This is a genomic window from Paenibacillus sp. Y859 (assembly GCF_056786405.1).
In genome coordinates this window covers 18,629-34,690 of the sequence record NZ_JBXCIZ010000022.1, presented here as the reverse complement: position 1 = coordinate 34,690, position 16,062 = coordinate 18,629, and the positions used below count along the sequence as shown (strand labels likewise).

18 protein-coding genes are annotated in these 16,062 nt (G+C 36.7%); all 18 read left to right on the top strand.

Going from position 1 to position 16,062, the window contains the following annotated elements:
• Window positions 1–106: 106 nt before the first annotated feature.
• The 18 genes from AC1TO8_RS23240 to AC1TO8_RS23155 all read left to right on the top strand — a co-directional run bounded on the left by AC1TO8_RS23240 (window position 107) and on the right by AC1TO8_RS23155 (window position 15,935).
• Window positions 107–1,210 (top strand): phosphotransferase, encoded by a 1,104-nt coding sequence (locus AC1TO8_RS23240; protein WP_482057963.1) that lies wholly within the window; start codon window positions 107–109, stop codon window positions 1,208–1,210.
• Between the two features lie 289 nt (window positions 1,211–1,499).
• A complete protein-coding gene (locus AC1TO8_RS23235) occupies window positions 1,500–2,675 on the top strand; it encodes an amidohydrolase family protein (protein ID WP_482057962.1) in 1,176 nt (391 codons plus the stop codon).
• 314 nt (window positions 2,676–2,989) lie between these two features.
• Window positions 2,990–3,631: a C39 family peptidase gene (locus AC1TO8_RS23230; protein ID WP_482057961.1), complete on the top strand. Its 642-nt coding sequence runs from the start codon at window positions 2,990–2,992 to the stop codon at window positions 3,629–3,631.
• A 226-nt stretch (window positions 3,632–3,857) separates the two neighbouring features.
• Window positions 3,858–4,475: an alpha/beta hydrolase gene (locus tag AC1TO8_RS23225; protein ID WP_482057960.1), complete on the top strand. Its 618-nt coding sequence runs from the start codon at window positions 3,858–3,860 to the stop codon at window positions 4,473–4,475.
• 851 nt (window positions 4,476–5,326) lie between these two features.
• Complete coding sequence (locus tag AC1TO8_RS23220) at window positions 5,327–6,094, top strand: nucleotidyltransferase domain-containing protein (RefSeq protein WP_068652335.1); 768 nt, start codon at window positions 5,327–5,329, stop codon at window positions 6,092–6,094.
• 209 nt (window positions 6,095–6,303) lie between these two features.
• A complete protein-coding gene (locus tag AC1TO8_RS23215; RefSeq protein WP_482057959.1) occupies window positions 6,304–7,206 on the top strand; it encodes a class I SAM-dependent methyltransferase in 903 nt (300 codons plus the stop codon).
• Between the two features lie 229 nt (window positions 7,207–7,435).
• Window positions 7,436–7,744, top strand: a complete 309-nt coding sequence (locus AC1TO8_RS23210; RefSeq protein ID WP_482057958.1) for a hypothetical protein — start codon at window positions 7,436–7,438, stop codon at window positions 7,742–7,744.
• 324 nt (window positions 7,745–8,068) lie between these two features.
• Complete coding sequence (locus AC1TO8_RS23205; RefSeq protein WP_482057957.1) at window positions 8,069–8,602, top strand: hypothetical protein; 534 nt, start codon at window positions 8,069–8,071, stop codon at window positions 8,600–8,602.
• A 341-nt stretch (window positions 8,603–8,943) separates the two neighbouring features.
• Window positions 8,944–9,777: a GNAT family N-acetyltransferase gene (locus tag AC1TO8_RS23200; protein WP_482057956.1), complete on the top strand. Its 834-nt coding sequence runs from the start codon at window positions 8,944–8,946 to the stop codon at window positions 9,775–9,777.
• Window positions 9,778–9,879: 102 nt separating this feature from the next.
• Complete coding sequence (locus AC1TO8_RS23195; RefSeq protein WP_482057955.1) at window positions 9,880–10,053, top strand: hypothetical protein; 174 nt, start codon at window positions 9,880–9,882, stop codon at window positions 10,051–10,053.
• Between the two features lie 53 nt (window positions 10,054–10,106).
• Complete coding sequence (locus AC1TO8_RS23190) at window positions 10,107–10,637, top strand: dihydrofolate reductase family protein (protein WP_482057954.1); 531 nt, start codon at window positions 10,107–10,109, stop codon at window positions 10,635–10,637.
• 280 nt (window positions 10,638–10,917) lie between these two features.
• Window positions 10,918–11,331, top strand: coding sequence for a GNAT family N-acetyltransferase (locus tag AC1TO8_RS23185; RefSeq protein WP_482057953.1), 414 nt, complete (start codon window positions 10,918–10,920; stop codon window positions 11,329–11,331).
• A 258-nt stretch (window positions 11,332–11,589) separates the two neighbouring features.
• On the top strand, window positions 11,590–12,960 hold the full coding sequence (locus AC1TO8_RS23180; RefSeq protein ID WP_482057952.1) for a UDP-N-acetylmuramoyl-tripeptide--D-alanyl-D-alanine ligase: 1,371 nt from the start codon (window positions 11,590–11,592) through the stop codon (window positions 12,958–12,960).
• A gap of 305 nt (window positions 12,961–13,265) precedes the next feature.
• The gene (locus tag AC1TO8_RS23175) at window positions 13,266–13,808 is read left to right on the top strand and encodes a GNAT family N-acetyltransferase (protein ID WP_482057951.1); all 543 of its coding nucleotides are present in this window, start codon (window positions 13,266–13,268) and stop codon (window positions 13,806–13,808) included.
• A gap of 272 nt (window positions 13,809–14,080) precedes the next feature.
• Window positions 14,081–14,509, top strand: coding sequence for an NUDIX hydrolase (locus AC1TO8_RS23170; protein ID WP_482057950.1), 429 nt, complete (start codon window positions 14,081–14,083; stop codon window positions 14,507–14,509).
• A gap of 248 nt (window positions 14,510–14,757) precedes the next feature.
• Window positions 14,758–15,276 carry a GNAT family N-acetyltransferase gene (locus AC1TO8_RS23165; protein ID WP_482057949.1) on the top strand — a complete coding sequence of 173 codons (519 nt, stop codon included), beginning with the start codon at window positions 14,758–14,760 and terminating at the stop codon, window positions 15,274–15,276.
• A 23-nt stretch (window positions 15,277–15,299) separates the two neighbouring features.
• On the top strand, window positions 15,300–15,506 hold the full coding sequence (locus AC1TO8_RS23160; RefSeq protein WP_482057948.1) for a hypothetical protein: 207 nt from the start codon (window positions 15,300–15,302) through the stop codon (window positions 15,504–15,506).
• Between the two features lie 36 nt (window positions 15,507–15,542).
• Window positions 15,543–15,935 (top strand): VOC family protein, encoded by a 393-nt coding sequence (locus AC1TO8_RS23155; RefSeq protein ID WP_482057947.1) that lies wholly within the window; start codon window positions 15,543–15,545, stop codon window positions 15,933–15,935.
• Window positions 15,936–16,062 lie beyond the last annotated feature (127 nt).

Here is a 16,062-nt window from a genome sequence, read left to right as displayed (position 1 = left end):
CCTTGATCGCTAGAAGGATTTTCAAGGAGTATATTCAGGCGATACATTCAACCAGCTAAGTCTGACGACCCGGACCTACGGTCCTTAAGCTGCTTGAACGTCAGGAATGCCAAACGTTATCGGAAATCAGCGTAAAACAAAAAAAGAAAAAGTGAAAGGAACATATCAAATGAATCATCAATATAATTTACAATTCGAAAAATTGTGCGACACATTAAAACTTGGTGAAATAATAAAAACACCAGAAATTATTTCGGGAGGGCTATTACATAGGATGTTTGCAATAGAAACAACCAAAGGGAAATATGCTGTAAAAGCTTTAAATCCACAAATTATGGCAAGACCGACAGCCCTACATAATTATATACAATCTGAAAGGATCGCAACTATTGCATACAATAGTTCACCTGTTCAACCAGCAAAAACGATTGATGGTAAGTTTATTCAGAGCATAGACGATCAATTTTACCTTGTTTTTGATTGGATCGAAGGATATACCCTTAAATCTGATCAAATTAATTTAACTCATTGTAAGAAAATTGCATCGATTCTTGCTGGAATTCATAAGACAGATTTCTCTCAAATAGAAAATAATGATAATTATTTTGATAATACGAAAGAATCAGATTGGAATTTTTACTTAAGTAAAGGGAAAGAGATCAATTCTGTTTGGGTGAAGCTGTTACACGAAAACATTGAACAGTTATTTGTTTGGAGCGATAAAGCAAAGAGATCTTACAGAATGTTAGCATCAGAAATGGTTATCGGCCACAGAGATTTAGAACCCAAGAATGTTATGTGGTTTCAAGAAAATCCAATAATAATTGATTGGGAATCAGCCGGGTTTATTAATCCAAAACACGATTTGATTGAAACGGCAATTTACTGGTCTGTGAATGAATTAGGGAGTATAGACGAGGAAAAATTTTTAGCCTTTATTGATGAATATCAAAAAAGTATTGGAATTATTGATGCTGATTGGAGAAATATTTTAGAACACGGTTATTTAAGCAAATTAGACTGGCTGGAATATAGTCTTAAACGATCGTTACGGATTGAATGCACGGACGAAAATGAACAGGAAATGGGGACATTACAGGTAACTGGAACAATAAATGCTCTAAACCAATATGAAGAAATGGTTTCGGAATTAGAAACCTGGTTAAACAATAACTTAAGTAAATTCGAAGAAGACGCTGACATCCTATAACAAAGCATCTGCGCTGCGGGGCATTCGCCCCTTGGTTGTCGGGAGTGTAATCATGGAAGTGAACTCAGACAACACACGACCCGGCCTAAGATAAAAGCTATCTAAGGCCGGGTCGCGTCGCAGATGCGGATACGTTATAGGAAATTAGCGAAAAAGAAATAGATCTAAAAATTCAAAAATCGGGAGTGTGTAAAAAATGATTTGCAAACAAATTCCATCTCCCAAATTTATCCATCGAGGCTTTATAATTCTATGGAGGAACAAATAACTTAGGGTGGGGATTATATCCATGGAATGTGAAAAAATGTTACTTTTAAACGGAACCTTAATCGATGGGACAGGCCAGCCGCCCATTCATCATGCAACAATCGAAATTGTAGGTGGCCGAATCGGTTTTATTACACAAGAGCAGGACTTTCATCCTTTAAATGAGGACGTGAAGGTTTTGAACCTGAATGGTCTTGTGATTATGCCGGGGTTTATTCACACACACGCTCATTGCGGCTTCAAATTTTTAAAGAATGAGCCCATTCATGGGTATCATAAAGAATATTTGGCAACTTGTCTTAAAGAGGGAATTACCACAATCCGGGATGAGGGGATGATGACAAACGCAACTATTGAGGATGTGATTGCACATACAGATGCAATTGCGGGTAGTTCTTATCCTAGAATCCTTACTTCAGGTAAGGTTTTTTCGGCTCCTGGGGGATACGGCGGGCAAGAGCCGATGGGTGTTGGAAGTGTAGAAGAAGCTAGTAGTAAGGTTCGCGAGGTGTTAGTTAAAGGCATTCATTTTATCAAAACTGCCCTTGAAGACGGGTATGATCCCAGCACGTTCGGATTACCTAAATTGAGTCAGGAAATTCTTGAAGCTATCTGCCAAGAAGCCCATGCTAGTGAAACATATGTATCTGCCCATGTAACCAACGCTAAAAATCTTCAGATTCTAGTAAATGCTGGGATTAACGATGCTGCCCATATGATATTTGATCGTCTGGATGACGGTTTAATCAAGCAAATGGTTCAGAATAGCGTACGAATCGTTCCAACTCTTACCGTACTGAAAATGTTTCAGGACAAATTTGGTGCCCCCATATTAAAGCAAGGATTGGACAATGTTAGAAGATTTGTCCAAGCAGGTGGAGAAATCGGTTTAGGAGATGATTTTATTGAAGAGGAGACCCCTTGGTATAGGCTAGGAATGCCATGGGAAGAAATCCGGTTATTGGGTGAAGCTGGCCTCACACCCATGCAAATTATTGTATCGGCAACTTCTGTTGGTGCCAAGATATGCAATCTTTCTCATGAAATCGGAACCATCGAAACCGGTAAGAGGGCTGATTTATTTGTAGTTGAAGGAGATCCACTTGTTAATATAGAAAATCTTCGAAAGGTTAAATATGTAATCAAGGAAGGCATGGTTCTTTACAGCAAACGAGAAACGATATTAACGGATCATTGATTGTTTTTCGAAGAAGTCGCTGACATCCGATAACATCGCATTCAACGCTGCGGGTCGCAAGCGACCCTTGGTCTGCCCGAGGCATTTCGGGGAAGTGATTCAGGCAGACACATCCCACCGCCTAACTGCCGCAAGCGGCAGCCAGTTCCTACGGAACCTTAAAGCGCTGGGACGTCGTGAATGCGGGAACGTTAGACGACATTCATGCGAATAAGATTTTATTTATTCCATTCCGCTTAGTTGAAAACCAATTATGGAAGGCAGCCTTTTTTTTTATTATTTAAAAATTGAAAAGCATAGTCGCAGGAGGAACAATGGGGATTATTATTAATTCGCTACTAGTCATAGTATTTATTTTTGTACTAATTTCATACTATTATAAATTTCCAAAAAGAGATTCAATCGATGTTAGTGATCTGCCCAATTCATATTGTATTAAAACTTCGAACAGGATGGATATTCAGCATAATTATGAATGTGCTGCATTTTCAAGTGCATTTATTTTAAGACATCTGGGGAAAGAAGCAGATGGTAATGAACTCTATAAAAAATATCCTCGAAAACTATATGATGGAACAATTAGCCCTAAAGGTATAATCGTATTTTTCAAGAAACGGGGTTTTGATGTTTCTTATTATTCTGGAAATGTATATACGCTTAAAAAGCAATTAACTCAGGGCATACCGGTTATCGTGTTCATTAGGGTCTTTCCTGATAAGAGGTATTTACACTTTGCACCAGTTATAGGGTATGAAGGAGATTATTTTTATTTAGCAGACTCCTTGAAACACACAATAAACTGCAATGAAACACTCTATAACCGAAAAATATTGATTAGTGATTTAGAGGCTGTTTGGAAAACCTGGGTACCATTTTGCAAAAACTCGTACATAGTAATACATCCTAACAGATTAAGTGTGACAACGAGTCAAGAACAAAGGACTGAAAGTAAATAAATGTTGTAGAGTTATTCGACGAAGGCATGAACATCGTCTAACAGAACATTCTTGCTTCGTCGCTATCGCTCCTTGGTCGCCCAGAGGAATTGCAATGAAGAGGATTCAGGCGACACATTCAACCGGCTAAGTCTAACGACCCGGCACTTCGTGCCTTAAGCCGCTTGAACGTCAGGAATGCCAAACGTTAGACGAAATCACCTGAGGTATGAAAGGATGAAGAGAATTGATCTTAAATTTAATAACGGTACCGTCGTTTTGGAAGACGGATTTAAAACAAAAATATTATAAAATTCAAGAGGGAAATTCAAAGTTAGTTGTTCTTTTTCCTGGAAAAAACTATCCGTGTGAGAAGCCTTGTTTACATTATGCAGGAACTTCTGCGATTCAAAGTGGTTTTGACTTACTGGTTTTAGAATATGGCTATCAAGCTGCAAGAACTGATTTGGATATTAAAGACTTACCTAGAGTATTAGAAGAAAGCGAAGAATCAATAAATAGTATAGTAAATAATTATGAACAAGTTGTTTTTATTAGTAAGAGCTTAGGAACCATAGTTGCTGGAGAAGTTCATAGAAGACTTGGGATTCCTATTAAACATATATATTTGACTCCGATTAAAGACACAGTTGATTATATTAACTCAACTGAAGGTATTGTAATTTATGGAACAAATGATGTTTCGTTTAACGAGGAAATGGCAAAAAAAATTATCATATCCAATCACAGAAGAATAATTAAAATTCCTAATGCAAATCATTCTTTAGAGACCAATAATGTTGATGAAAGCATATTAATTCTAAGATCACTTGCAAATATTTATATGGAAGCTCTAAACACTTAATGATTTTGAGAGTATTTCAAGGTGACTCCGTCTAACACTGTATGCTCGCTACGGGCCATACGGCCCTTGATCTGCCAGAAGTATTTTCGAGGAAGAAAATTCAGGCAGATACATCCATTCCCCTAAGATAAGAGCTATCTAAGGGGAATGGACGTCGGGAATACCCAAACGTTATACGCAACCCCTTTGAGAATGTTAAAACATGAAACCAATTAACAATCAATAATAAATGAAGGTGAAAGGAACAATTAAATAAAGGATAATTAAGGGAACAGAAAAAGCATAAATGAATGAAATGAATAAGGATGGATTTACGAAGAAGCAGTTGAAAACCGACAAAGAAGAAATAGGGAAGGGGAACCTTTCCTTTGCGAAAACGGATTTGATAGGACCAAAAGATAGAATCAAAAAATAAAACACGTAAAGTCATATCAAATATATAAAACACACAAGACATATATGGATGAGGAATTGAAGAAGAAGGGGCAGCGTATAACAATGCATTTTTGCTTCGTCACTGACGCTCCTTGGTCGCCAAGAGGGATTATCTGAGAAGTGGAATCAGGCGACACATCCAACCGGCTAAGTGGCAGAGCCACCCGGACCTTCGGTCCTTAAGCCGTTTGGACGTCAGAAATGCGCAACGTTAGCCGAAACTTCCTAGGTCAAGAACATATGGGTAAACCCTCAAAGCCAGAAGCATCTAAGGTCAAGATCGGATAATGGCATATGAAGGTCCGAAGTTGAGAAGCCAGGTAGCAGATTCAGCCGGACACATCCTACTCCGTCAGACGTCGAGAATTCAAGAACGTTAGCCGAAAGAAGTTCTTACATGTTTAGGAGGAGTCTATATGATATTAGAAAAAGTTATAAATAGAATTGTAATACAAAGTGAATATAAGGATTTTGTTGATAAGTATATAGATAATATACTTACCGAATTTAAAGGTAAGATTCATAGCATTTATATGTGTGGCTCGATTCCAAAAGGAACTGCTAAACCTTTTAAGTCAGATGCAGACTTTACTATTGTATGTGTAAATCCCAAAGATATTGATTACGAAAGATTGTCAAATATTAAAGACAAGCTTTTGGAAGAATATCCAGTAGTAACTAAGATTGATACGATAATTTGCTCGATTGATGATGTATTAAGTAAACCGAATGAGTGGGGTTTTTGGATTAAGATAATTTGTGTTTGCATACATGGTCATGACGTTGGTGAAAAAGTGCCACCGATAATTACTTCTCCAGAGTTCATTTTAGACTTAAATACAGAGACCAAGCAGGAAGTAGATCGTATACATAGTTTACTTTCTAATGCTAGTGATAACACAATGAAAACTAGATATATTAAAGGTTATTCTAAGAGATTAATTCGTGCATTATACTCTTTGGTTTTAGTAGATACAGGTGTATGGCAAGATGACATTATTAAGATGAAGAATGCCATATTAGACTATTGCGAGATTGACTCCGCTTTAGTTGATTATCTGTATGCTTGTTACTTGGATAGTCATGTACTTGTTGAAGAGTTTCTGGGAATTGCAGATGAAGTATATAGCTATTTTGAGAATGCCTTAAATACAATGGCTGCTTCCAGAACTTCCTTTGGCTAACAACATATTGACGCTCGGGATCACTCTGAGAAGCGAGTGACCACATCCAGCCCCCTAAGCCCGTCGGGACGTCACTGCATTAGGTGTTCGGCAAGCCTCACAATTATAAGCATCGTCTAACATAGCATTCCTGTGTCGTCGCTGACGCTCCTAAGTCGCCAAGATGGATCTCAAGGAAGTGGATGCAGGCGACACATCCAACCGACTAAGTGGCAGAGCCACCCGGACCTACGGTCCTTAAGCCGCTTGAACGTCAGGAATGCCGAACGTTAGCTGAAATAGTTGTGAAAAATCATGTGAAACAAGGAGTGAATATGATAAATTCGAAAATTTATAATGAAATAGGGAAAACATATAATACAAGTCGTCAAGCAGATACTAGAATAATGAAAACCATTATTAGTTCCTTAAACTTACCTTCTAAATCCGTAATAGCAGATATAGGTGCCGGAACTGGAAACTACAGCTTTGAACTGGCCAAACTCGGTTACAATGTAATTGCTATTGAACCCTCAGAAGTAATGAGACTACAAGGAAGGCAACACACGAATCTAGAATGGGTCGATGGTACTGCTGAAGAACTACCGTTACCTGACAATTCTGTAGATGCAATAATTTCGATACGTGCCATTCATCATTTTAGCGATCTAAAGAAAAGTTTTAGTGAAATGAATAGAGTTGTTCGAAGTAGTGGGAAAATTGTTGTTTTTATAGCCGATCCAAGATTTTGTGAAGACAATTGTTGGTTGTATGAATACTTTTCTATAATTATAAAAAAATCATATGAGTCATATAGACCAATAAATGAAGTTGTTGATCTACTTTCGATAGTAACAGGGAATATAGTAGAAATCGTTCCATTCATGGTTCCTCACGATATTAAAGATGGATTTTTTATTTCGGCATGGAGAAACCCAAATTTATACTTAGATAAGAATTTTAGATCAGCTATATCTCCACTTGCGAAAGCTCCAACAGAAATACTAGACCCAATAATAAGGAAGTTAGAAAGTGATCTAAAAGAGGGGAAATGGTTGCTGAAATATAAAGAAGTCCTTGAACAAGAAGAATATGAAGGCGGGTATAGATTTCTTATATCTGAAGGTACTTGATGTTGGGTATTTCGAAGAAGGCAACTACTTCTGATAACACAATATTCGTACTGCGGGCCAATAGGCCCTTGATCTGCCCGAGGCATTTGTCAAAGAAGAATAATCAGGCAGATACATTAATTCCCCTAAGATAAGAGCTATCTAAAGGGAATTAACGTCGCGAATACGACAACGTTATCTGAAAGCCCCGAAATGTATAAAAATAATAAATCCGAAGTGCGGTGTATACATGAAAAACTTAAAAATCAGATTTTCTTTAATTTTTATTATTTTAGGGATTTGTATAATTACAATTTCTAAGATCGTTGAAGAAGTAATTCCAAAGCTAGGCTTAGCAGCATACCAGTCAGCAGCTGCTGGTTCTTTTTCACCTGATAGTTATCGTGTGAATCTAACTCTTAATTATTGGTTTGGGGCACTATGTATCCTTGGTGGAATTATCTACTTAATAAAGAACTCAAACTTTAAAAACCATCTAGATGAAATGAAATTACGAAATAAGGAATTTGAAGAGAAATATAATAACAATCAAGAATAGATCAATATAGAACAGTTAAAACATAGATAATATTTGTAAGTATTTCAGGGAGTCGGGGCCATCAGATAACATTGTATCTACGCTGCGGTTCTTACGAACCTTGGTCTGCAAGAGGGATTTCAAAGTAGTATATTCAGCAGACAACCCTCACCACCTAACCGCATCGCGGCCAGTCGCTTTGCTCCTTTAAGGTGTTGAGGTTCGTAGATACCCAAACGTTATGTGCAATTCCCGAGTAGATATATTTAGATCCAAAAACTGAATCATTATTTTACTAAAGTTTCTATTATTTAAGAAATTCTATTCTACGGGAGGGAAATAATCTTGTCAATTTCAAATGCTATATTACTGGTCATTCTAAGTTTCTTATTAGGAATAATACTTTCTTGGTTTATTTTTCAAAGAAGAAATAAAGGGAGTATCTATTCGGATTATATACTAAATCTAACTGAACTTGAAATTTCTGCATCCTCGGAAGTACATAAAAAAGAAGGAATCCATGAATATAAAGAATCTGATGAATATAAAGCAATGAACGAGATCGAATTTCTTAAAGGTGTCGAAGAAGGAGAAAATAGGGCTCTAAATAGATTATTAATTAAATATGATTACTACGAAAAAACTTTTGATACTTGGTTCATCAAGAAGGTTGATATCGGCTACACAATGCAGATTTTCTATGACAGTTTTCCAATTGGTGAGCCCATTACGAAAATTGTATATCATAATGAAACATTTAAAGAAGATAATATGAAATACATGTTTGAAAAAACACAAGAGACTTTACAAGAATTACAATTACTGGCTACGACGCGGGGTATACCTATCAAGATTAACGAGAGGAAGAAAAATAATTAATTTTCAGTTTTTCGATACATATCCATTAATATGATGCGAAATGTTGTTTGATTTTTTTAGTGAATTCACTGAAGTAGGGAACAGCACATAACAATATGTTCACACTTTGGCAGACAAGCTGCCTCGGTCCCGGAAGATAAATCGAAGAAGTAGATGCCGGGACACACCTGCACCACCCAACCGCATCGCGGCCGGACCTAAAGGTCCTTAGGGTGGTGAGGCGTCGTGAACACGGAAACGTTATAGGAAATCATAGCAAATTATAAAAAGTTTCCACAATTATTCATATAACATTTTTTGTGCGAATGCTATGTGTAGCAAAATCAGAGAGGTGTGTATTTATGAAATTAACATTACAGAGAGCGGATAGTGGTTTGTTTTCCAGATACTTTGCCACTTATTACACGAATATATGGTTCAGACCAACTTGGGATCAACTCGTGAATATTGCAAGTGAGGTTAATGATATTTATTGGGTAATTAATGATGAGACGAAAATTGCTGGAGTTATAATAGATGGAAATAGCCTAAGTTGTCTGTTTACTATCCCACCCTACAATACAGGAATTGTAGAGCTAGTAGAAGGAATTGTTAAACATATTGGGGAGAATAAACAAATAGATGCTTACTGTGTATTAGATAATCATTTAAATTCATTTCTAGATGTTGGATTTAAACTTACTGAAACTAGATCCTGTATGATGCGACCAAGTGAGAAGAGAGATATTATAATGTCGAATGATTACTTGGTTTTGCATCCCGAACAAAAAGATACATCATCAATTATTAGCTTGATTTACGAATCAAATCTCAATGGAGTAGATGAAAAATCATTAGATGACATTTCCAATTCTGTTGAAACTTACTTTAAGTACAATGATCATGAACAATTGAGAAAAGCATCAAGTATAATTTGCGATCACAATTCGAAAGTGGTGGGGGTATGTCTTGTTTCTTTTTGGGAAGGTTTACCTCTAATATACGATATAGTGGTTAAACCCGAAAATAGGAGACAAGGACTTGGAGAAAGTATGTTAAACATAACAATGAATGCAATGCATGATAAATATCCGGTAATTCGTTTGTTTGTTACCTCCGGAAACCATGCAAAGAAATTGTACACTAAGATAGGTTTCCTTTCTGGGGGCGACTATTCAACATTACGATTACAATAATTAGGCAATGGTTGCCGTTATAGTGTTTCATGAGTAGTTTAAGCTTTTCAAAGAAGGTGCTGACATCCGATAACACGGCATTCCTACTGCGGGCATTCGCCCTTGATCGACAAGGGGGATTTCGGTGAAGCTTATTCAGGCGATACATTCAACCAGCTAAGTCTGACGACCCGTTCCCGGTGGTCACTTAAGCTGCTTGAACGTCAGGAATGCCAAACGTTATGCGCAATTACTGCACTATTGTCGAAAGAGATTTCATCGATGAATGAGGTATAACTAGAGCAATTGATTTTTTAATGACTTTTCTAATCTATTGTGGAGCTGATGAAATGAGACGGTTAAGATATCAGGTGGCAAGTAGTCTGGATGGTTATATAGCAGGACCCCAAGATGAGTTTGATTGGATTCCACCAGAACCTTCATTTGATTTTGATGCGCTTCATGCGCAGTTCGACATAATCCTAATGGGCCGTCGAACTTACGAAATTTTACATGATGTAGGTGAAAACTTTCCAGGGAAACAAGTGATCGTGGCATCGCAATCACTTCGTCAAGAAGATCATCCTAACGTTGAGATTGTGAGCGAAGGGTTAGAAATTCGAGTACGCGAGCTTCTTTCACAACATGGACGAGATATCTGGCTCTTTGGAGGAGGAAATCTATTCTACCAACTTATTACTTGGAACCTAGTAGATACGTTTGAACCAGCTTTTATTCCGATTCTTTTGGGAGGTGGGATTCCATTGCTTGCTTCTCACGGGGTACGTCGAAACTTGGAATTTATTAGGCAGCAAGCCTATCCCAGCGGAATGGTACTCATGGAGTATGAGGTGAAAAAGACTGAGAATGGGAATAGTTGAGGCGACACAGATTTATTTGTGCGAAAGAGAGCAAAATATCCGATGCTTGGATGTAATTTGGTATAATTTTTTAGGTTAATCGAAGAGGGCAGTAACAGCGCATAACACCAAATTCACGCTACGGGCATTCGCCCTTGGTTGGAAGAAGATATGAAGCGAAGAAGTATTTCTCCAACACATTCCTTTTCCTAAGATAAGAGCTATCTAAGGAAAAGGAACGTCGTGAATCCAAGGAACGTTATACGAAACCGGAAGATTATATGTTATAGAGGGTGAATACATGGAAGTTTCGTTTATTGAAAGTACCCCGACAGTAGAAGAATATATGTTATTGATAGAAAGCACAGGATGGCAAGGAATACTAGATAAAGGGAAGTCTTCTTTAAGCTATTCGCTCGAGAATAGCTGGTATAGTATAAGTGTGTACTCAAAAGAAAATGAAATAATCGGATTTGGTAGAGTATTATCAGATGGGGAATTACATGCATTAATTTGCGATGTAATTATATTTCCAGAGTATCAAAGACATGGAATAGGGTCTGAATTGCTACAAAAGTTAATAATGAAATGTAAGAACCATGATATTTTAATGATTCAGTTATTTTCAGCAAAAGATAAGTATAGATTTTATGAAAACCATGGATTTGAAAGACGACCAGATCATTCACCAGGGATGAGATTTAAAACAGTTTAAAATAATGATAGTAGGCCAAGACGGCTTCGTATAACAATGTTTTTCAGCATCGTCGCTACCGCTCCTTGGTCGCCAAGAGGAATTTTTGGAGAAGTGGAATCAGGCGACACATCCAACCGACTAAGAGGCGAAGCCACCCGGACCTACGATCCTTAAGCCGTTTGGACGTCAGAAATACCAACGTTATATGCAATCTGGGCAATCATAAATACATAATAAAACAAATATAAATATTCTATTTCCATAAGGGGGATTTAAATGATAAAACGTCCATTAAGTAATATTCAAGAAATGGTAAGTGGTTTTGGTTTAAATCAATCATTCAATTTAAATAATATAACAGGTGTTTCCATTGATACTAGAACTCTTCGTACTGGAAATTTGTTTATACCGATTAATCGAATTGACAATGGACATAGATATGTACAGGAAGCGATTGATAAGGGAGCAGTCGCTTCATTTTGGCAGAAAGATCAACCAAATCCCCCAGAAGGAGTTCCCATTATTTTTGTTAATAACACGTTGGAGGCTTTGCAAAATCTTTCAAAGGTATATAGAAATCAATTGAACGTCAAGGTTATCGGTGTCACAGGGAGCAATGGAAAAACAACAACCAAGGACATGATATATTCCATAGTATCAACAACATATAAAACGCAGAAAACTTTAGGTAATTATAATGGAGAGTATGGTTTGCCATTGACCCTGCTCGAACTTGAAGAAGATACACAAGTCGCAATTTTAGAAATGGGAATGAGTAATCCAGGTGAAATCAAGTTGCTATCAGAAATTACTCGGCCGGATATTGCAATTATTACGATGATTGGTGTCTCACATATCTCAACTTTAGGATCTAAAGAAGCTATTACTAAAGCTAAACTGGAAATTCTAACAGGTCTCAATCTAGAAGGAACAATAATATTCAATGGGGATGAACCCCTATTAAATAAAGGAATTTCAGAATTACAAGTACCGAAATCATTGCGTATTAAACGATTTGGTGAATCATTAGAAAACGATTATTATCCCATTAAACAAAGTGTGTCAGATGAGGGTATTCATTTTAAATCAAATGATGGCCAAGAATATTTTATTCCGATGCTTGGAAAACATAATATACTAAATGCCCTTGCTTCTATTACAGTAGCTAATGAATTAAACATTTCTTCAAAAAACATTAAATTAGGACTTCAAAATTTAATAGTAACAGAAATGAGAATGCAAAAAATAAAAACTAATTTAGGATATACAATCATTAACGATGCATGGAATGCAAGTCCTGCTTCTATGAAAGCTGCAATACAAACGTTAAATGAACTGACAGGACACAATAGAAAGTTTCTAGTACTAGGAGATATGCTTGAGCTTGGGGTTAATGAAGTTGAATACCACAAAGAAATTGGTATTTCAATAAATGGTGAAATTGATTTTGTTTTTACAATTGGTAACTTAAGTAAAGAAATATCTGTCCAACTATATAGTAGATTCCCATCCAACCATGTAAAACATTTTTCAAGTAAACAAGAATTGATCGAAAGCATTAATAATTTAGTCGAAGAAAACGATGTGATTCTGGTTAAAGGCTCAAGAGGGATGAAGTTAGAGGAAATCGTCAAGAAACTTATTTAGGGAATATTTGAATGTTTTTTGAAGAAGGCCCCGACAGCATATAACACCGTTTTCCCACTGCGACCCCTATGGAGTCTGGGTTTGCCCGAAGATAAATCGAAGAAGTGAAATCAGGCAGACACACCTGCAAGACTAACTGCGCTACGCGCAGCCGGTACTAATTCATGGCTTCGCCCTAATGAATATTGTGTACCTTAAGTCTTTCGGCGTCGGGAATACCCAAACGTTACATGAAATGCTCTTAAAATGAAAAACAGTAATGTGATTAACATCAACGATAAATGTATAAAGATCCAAAATAATTAATGGGTGGTGCAAAGAAAGTGAAAAAAAGGATTATATTATCTCTAGCATCAATGGAAGATGTGGATTTCATTGTTGATAAAAAAACGAGTGTTTCTTTATGGCCCTATGAAGATTTTGTCTCATCTGATAAGGAAGCAGTCCGTAATAATGTAATAGAGAAAATTAATAGCGATTGGTACAAACAATACATAATTAGGTTTGATGACCTCGAAAGAACACCTATTGGAGAAGTTCATATTCATTGGTACGTAAAAGAAAGAGATAGTTGGGAAATCGGTTATTGTATTTTTCCTGAATATCAAGGACAAGGATATTGTGTTGAAGGTGCAAAATTAGCTTTGAAATATGCTTTTGAAGATTGGAATGCGCATAAAGTAGTTGCTATGTGTAATGAATTTAATATTGCGTCATATAAAGTTCTTGAAAGATTAGGAATGCTCAAAGAAGGAGTGTTTAAGAATGAATTTTTGTGGCAAGGTAAATGGGTAAATCAATTCTTTTATAGTATTCTTGATAGTGAATATCGAAAATTATATTTATGAATTAACATAAAAGAATAAAGACAACTAGAAATAGAAAGTGAAGTTTTTTCGAAGAAGAGAGCACTTCATGTAACATTGCATTCCTACGTCGTCGCTGACGCTCCTAGGTCGCTAAGGAGGATTTCGAAGTAGTGAATTCAGGCGACACATTCAACCGGCTAAGTCTGACGACCCGGTGCTACGCACCTTAAGCCGCTTGAACGTCAGGAATGCGCAACGTTATCCGAAACTGCTTTTATAAGATCAATATAGATACAGATTGGGGGATTTTCATGGAGAAGTATACCCATCTAGGAGTTTACGGAGTATTAATACAAGACAATAAAATACTCTTAATTAAGAAAGCTAGAGGTCCACATACAGGAAAGTGGGATTTGCCTGGTGGAACAATAGAATTCGGAGAAGAGCCATACGAAACTTTGAGAAGAGAAATGAAAGAAGAAACGGGAATAGGTGAGATCAAGGGAAGAATAAGAACAGCGGAATCTTATGAAATGATCTATCCGTATCAAGAAAATCAATTAGAAGAATTGCATCATATAGGAATAATCTACGATGTAGAAATAATTAATCATAATTATGAATTGAAAACAGATGGAGACCAGGAAGATTCATTAGGTGCAAGATGGATAAAATTGAAGGAACTAGAAGAAATAGAAGTAACACCAATGATAAAGATGATATTTAAAGATAGAGATTAATAAGATAAATACTAAAAAGAATTCTCAAGATGTAAAAAAAGAGAGATAGTATGTAAATCGAAGAAGAAAGCAGCATCGGATAACACGATATTCGCACTGCAGGGCATTTGCCCCTTGATCTGCTCGAGGTATCTTCGAAGATGAATAATCAGGCAGATACATCCATTCCCCTAAGATAAGAGCTATCTAAGGGGAATTGACGTCGCGAATACCCAACGTTAGCTGAAATCGACAGAAAGAGGTGGGAAATGAAAGACATGATAACATTAAAGAAGCTATCCAATATAGCTGAAGCTGATATATTAGATAATGATTTCTCACAGCGATATAGATGGTATAGTCAAGGCGATTATTTTCATAAATGTCTAGAAGAGAACCTTGAAGGTAAACGAATAACATTAATGGCGTTTTACGAGGATGCGTTAGCAGGATGCTGTCATATACTTTACAATTCACAATATCCATACTTTCGCAATGATAATATACCAGAAATTAATGACTTGAATGTATTCCCTGAATATAGAAAAAAGAAGATAGCTAGTAGAATATTTGATGAGTTAGAGCTGATTGCTTCAAAAACATCTAGATTTATAGGTTTGGGAGTTGGGTTATACCATGATTATGGTAACGCTCAAAGAATGTATGGTAAGCGTGGGTATGTGATGGACGGAAAGGGAATGACATATAAGAATAATCAAGTACAACCTTTTCAACCAGTGATGGTTGATGATGATCTGCTAATTTATTTAGTGAAAGAATTGTATTAAATCATTGGTTAGTGATTCAGGAAGTGTCGACATCAGCTAACAAAGCATTCTTACATCGTCGCCTTCGCTCCTCGGTCGCCAAGAGGGATTTCGGAGAAGTTAATTCAGGCGACACATTCAACCAGCTAAGTCTGACGACCCGTTCCCTATGGTCATTTAAGCTGCTTGAACGTCAGGAATGCCAAACGTTATCAGAAATTGGGGCACTACAAGTTAAACATAAGAAATAGTATCCTTGTTCAAGTAATCTCAGAGAGGAAAATAAAATGAAAGTTCAAGGATTCAATCACGTAACAATAAACGTTAGAAATCTCGAAATATCAATAAACTTTTATAAAGTTGTTCTTGGCCTAAATATAAGGCACAAAGGGAACAAGGATGCATATTTAGAATGGGGAAGTGCATGGATTTGTTTGATTGAACGAGATAGTTACAGTGAGCATTCAGAGAGACAAGCAGGAGTAGATCATGTTGCATTTTATATTCCAGAGGAGCATTTCAAAGAAGCGGTAAAATCCCTCCAAGATAATCATGTAAATATAGTAAGAGAAGCAATAAAGCGTGGTACAGGGTGGTCAATCAATTTTTTGGATCCAGATGGAACTCAACTTGAACTACATACATCAAACTTAGAGGAAAGAATGAAGGTATGGAGATAGTAAAAGCAAGAAAGGGAAAGAAGTTATGCAACTCAAAGAAGGCCCCAACATCTGCTAACATAACATTTCTGCTTCGTCGCTGACGCTCCTTGATCCGAGAAGTGGATTCAGGCCACACATTCAAGCA

Coding starts and splice junctions, on each gene's coding strand:
- AC1TO8_RS23240 (WP_482057963.1), top strand. CDS start 107: ATGCCAAACGTTATCGGAAATCAGCGTAAAACAAAAAAAGAAAAAGTG.
- AC1TO8_RS23235 (WP_482057962.1), top strand. CDS start 1,500: ATGGAATGTGAAAAAATGTTACTTTTAAACGGAACCTTAATCGATGGG.
- AC1TO8_RS23230 (WP_482057961.1), top strand. CDS start 2,990: ATGGGGATTATTATTAATTCGCTACTAGTCATAGTATTTATTTTTGTA.
- AC1TO8_RS23220 (WP_068652335.1), top strand. CDS start 5,327: ATGATATTAGAAAAAGTTATAAATAGAATTGTAATACAAAGTGAATAT.
- AC1TO8_RS23210 (WP_482057958.1), top strand. CDS start 7,436: ATGAAAAACTTAAAAATCAGATTTTCTTTAATTTTTATTATTTTAGGG.
- AC1TO8_RS23200 (WP_482057956.1), top strand. CDS start 8,944: ATGAAATTAACATTACAGAGAGCGGATAGTGGTTTGTTTTCCAGATAC.
- AC1TO8_RS23190 (WP_482057954.1), top strand. CDS start 10,107: ATGAGACGGTTAAGATATCAGGTGGCAAGTAGTCTGGATGGTTATATA.
- AC1TO8_RS23185 (WP_482057953.1), top strand. CDS start 10,918: ATGGAAGTTTCGTTTATTGAAAGTACCCCGACAGTAGAAGAATATATG.
- AC1TO8_RS23180 (WP_482057952.1), top strand. CDS start 11,590: ATGATAAAACGTCCATTAAGTAATATTCAAGAAATGGTAAGTGGTTTT.
- AC1TO8_RS23175 (WP_482057951.1), top strand. CDS start 13,266: ATGGGTGGTGCAAAGAAAGTGAAAAAAAGGATTATATTATCTCTAGCA.
- AC1TO8_RS23170 (WP_482057950.1), top strand. CDS start 14,081: ATGGAGAAGTATACCCATCTAGGAGTTTACGGAGTATTAATACAAGAC.
- AC1TO8_RS23165 (WP_482057949.1), top strand. CDS start 14,758: ATGAAAGACATGATAACATTAAAGAAGCTATCCAATATAGCTGAAGCT.
- AC1TO8_RS23155 (WP_482057947.1), top strand. CDS start 15,543: ATGAAAGTTCAAGGATTCAATCACGTAACAATAAACGTTAGAAATCTC.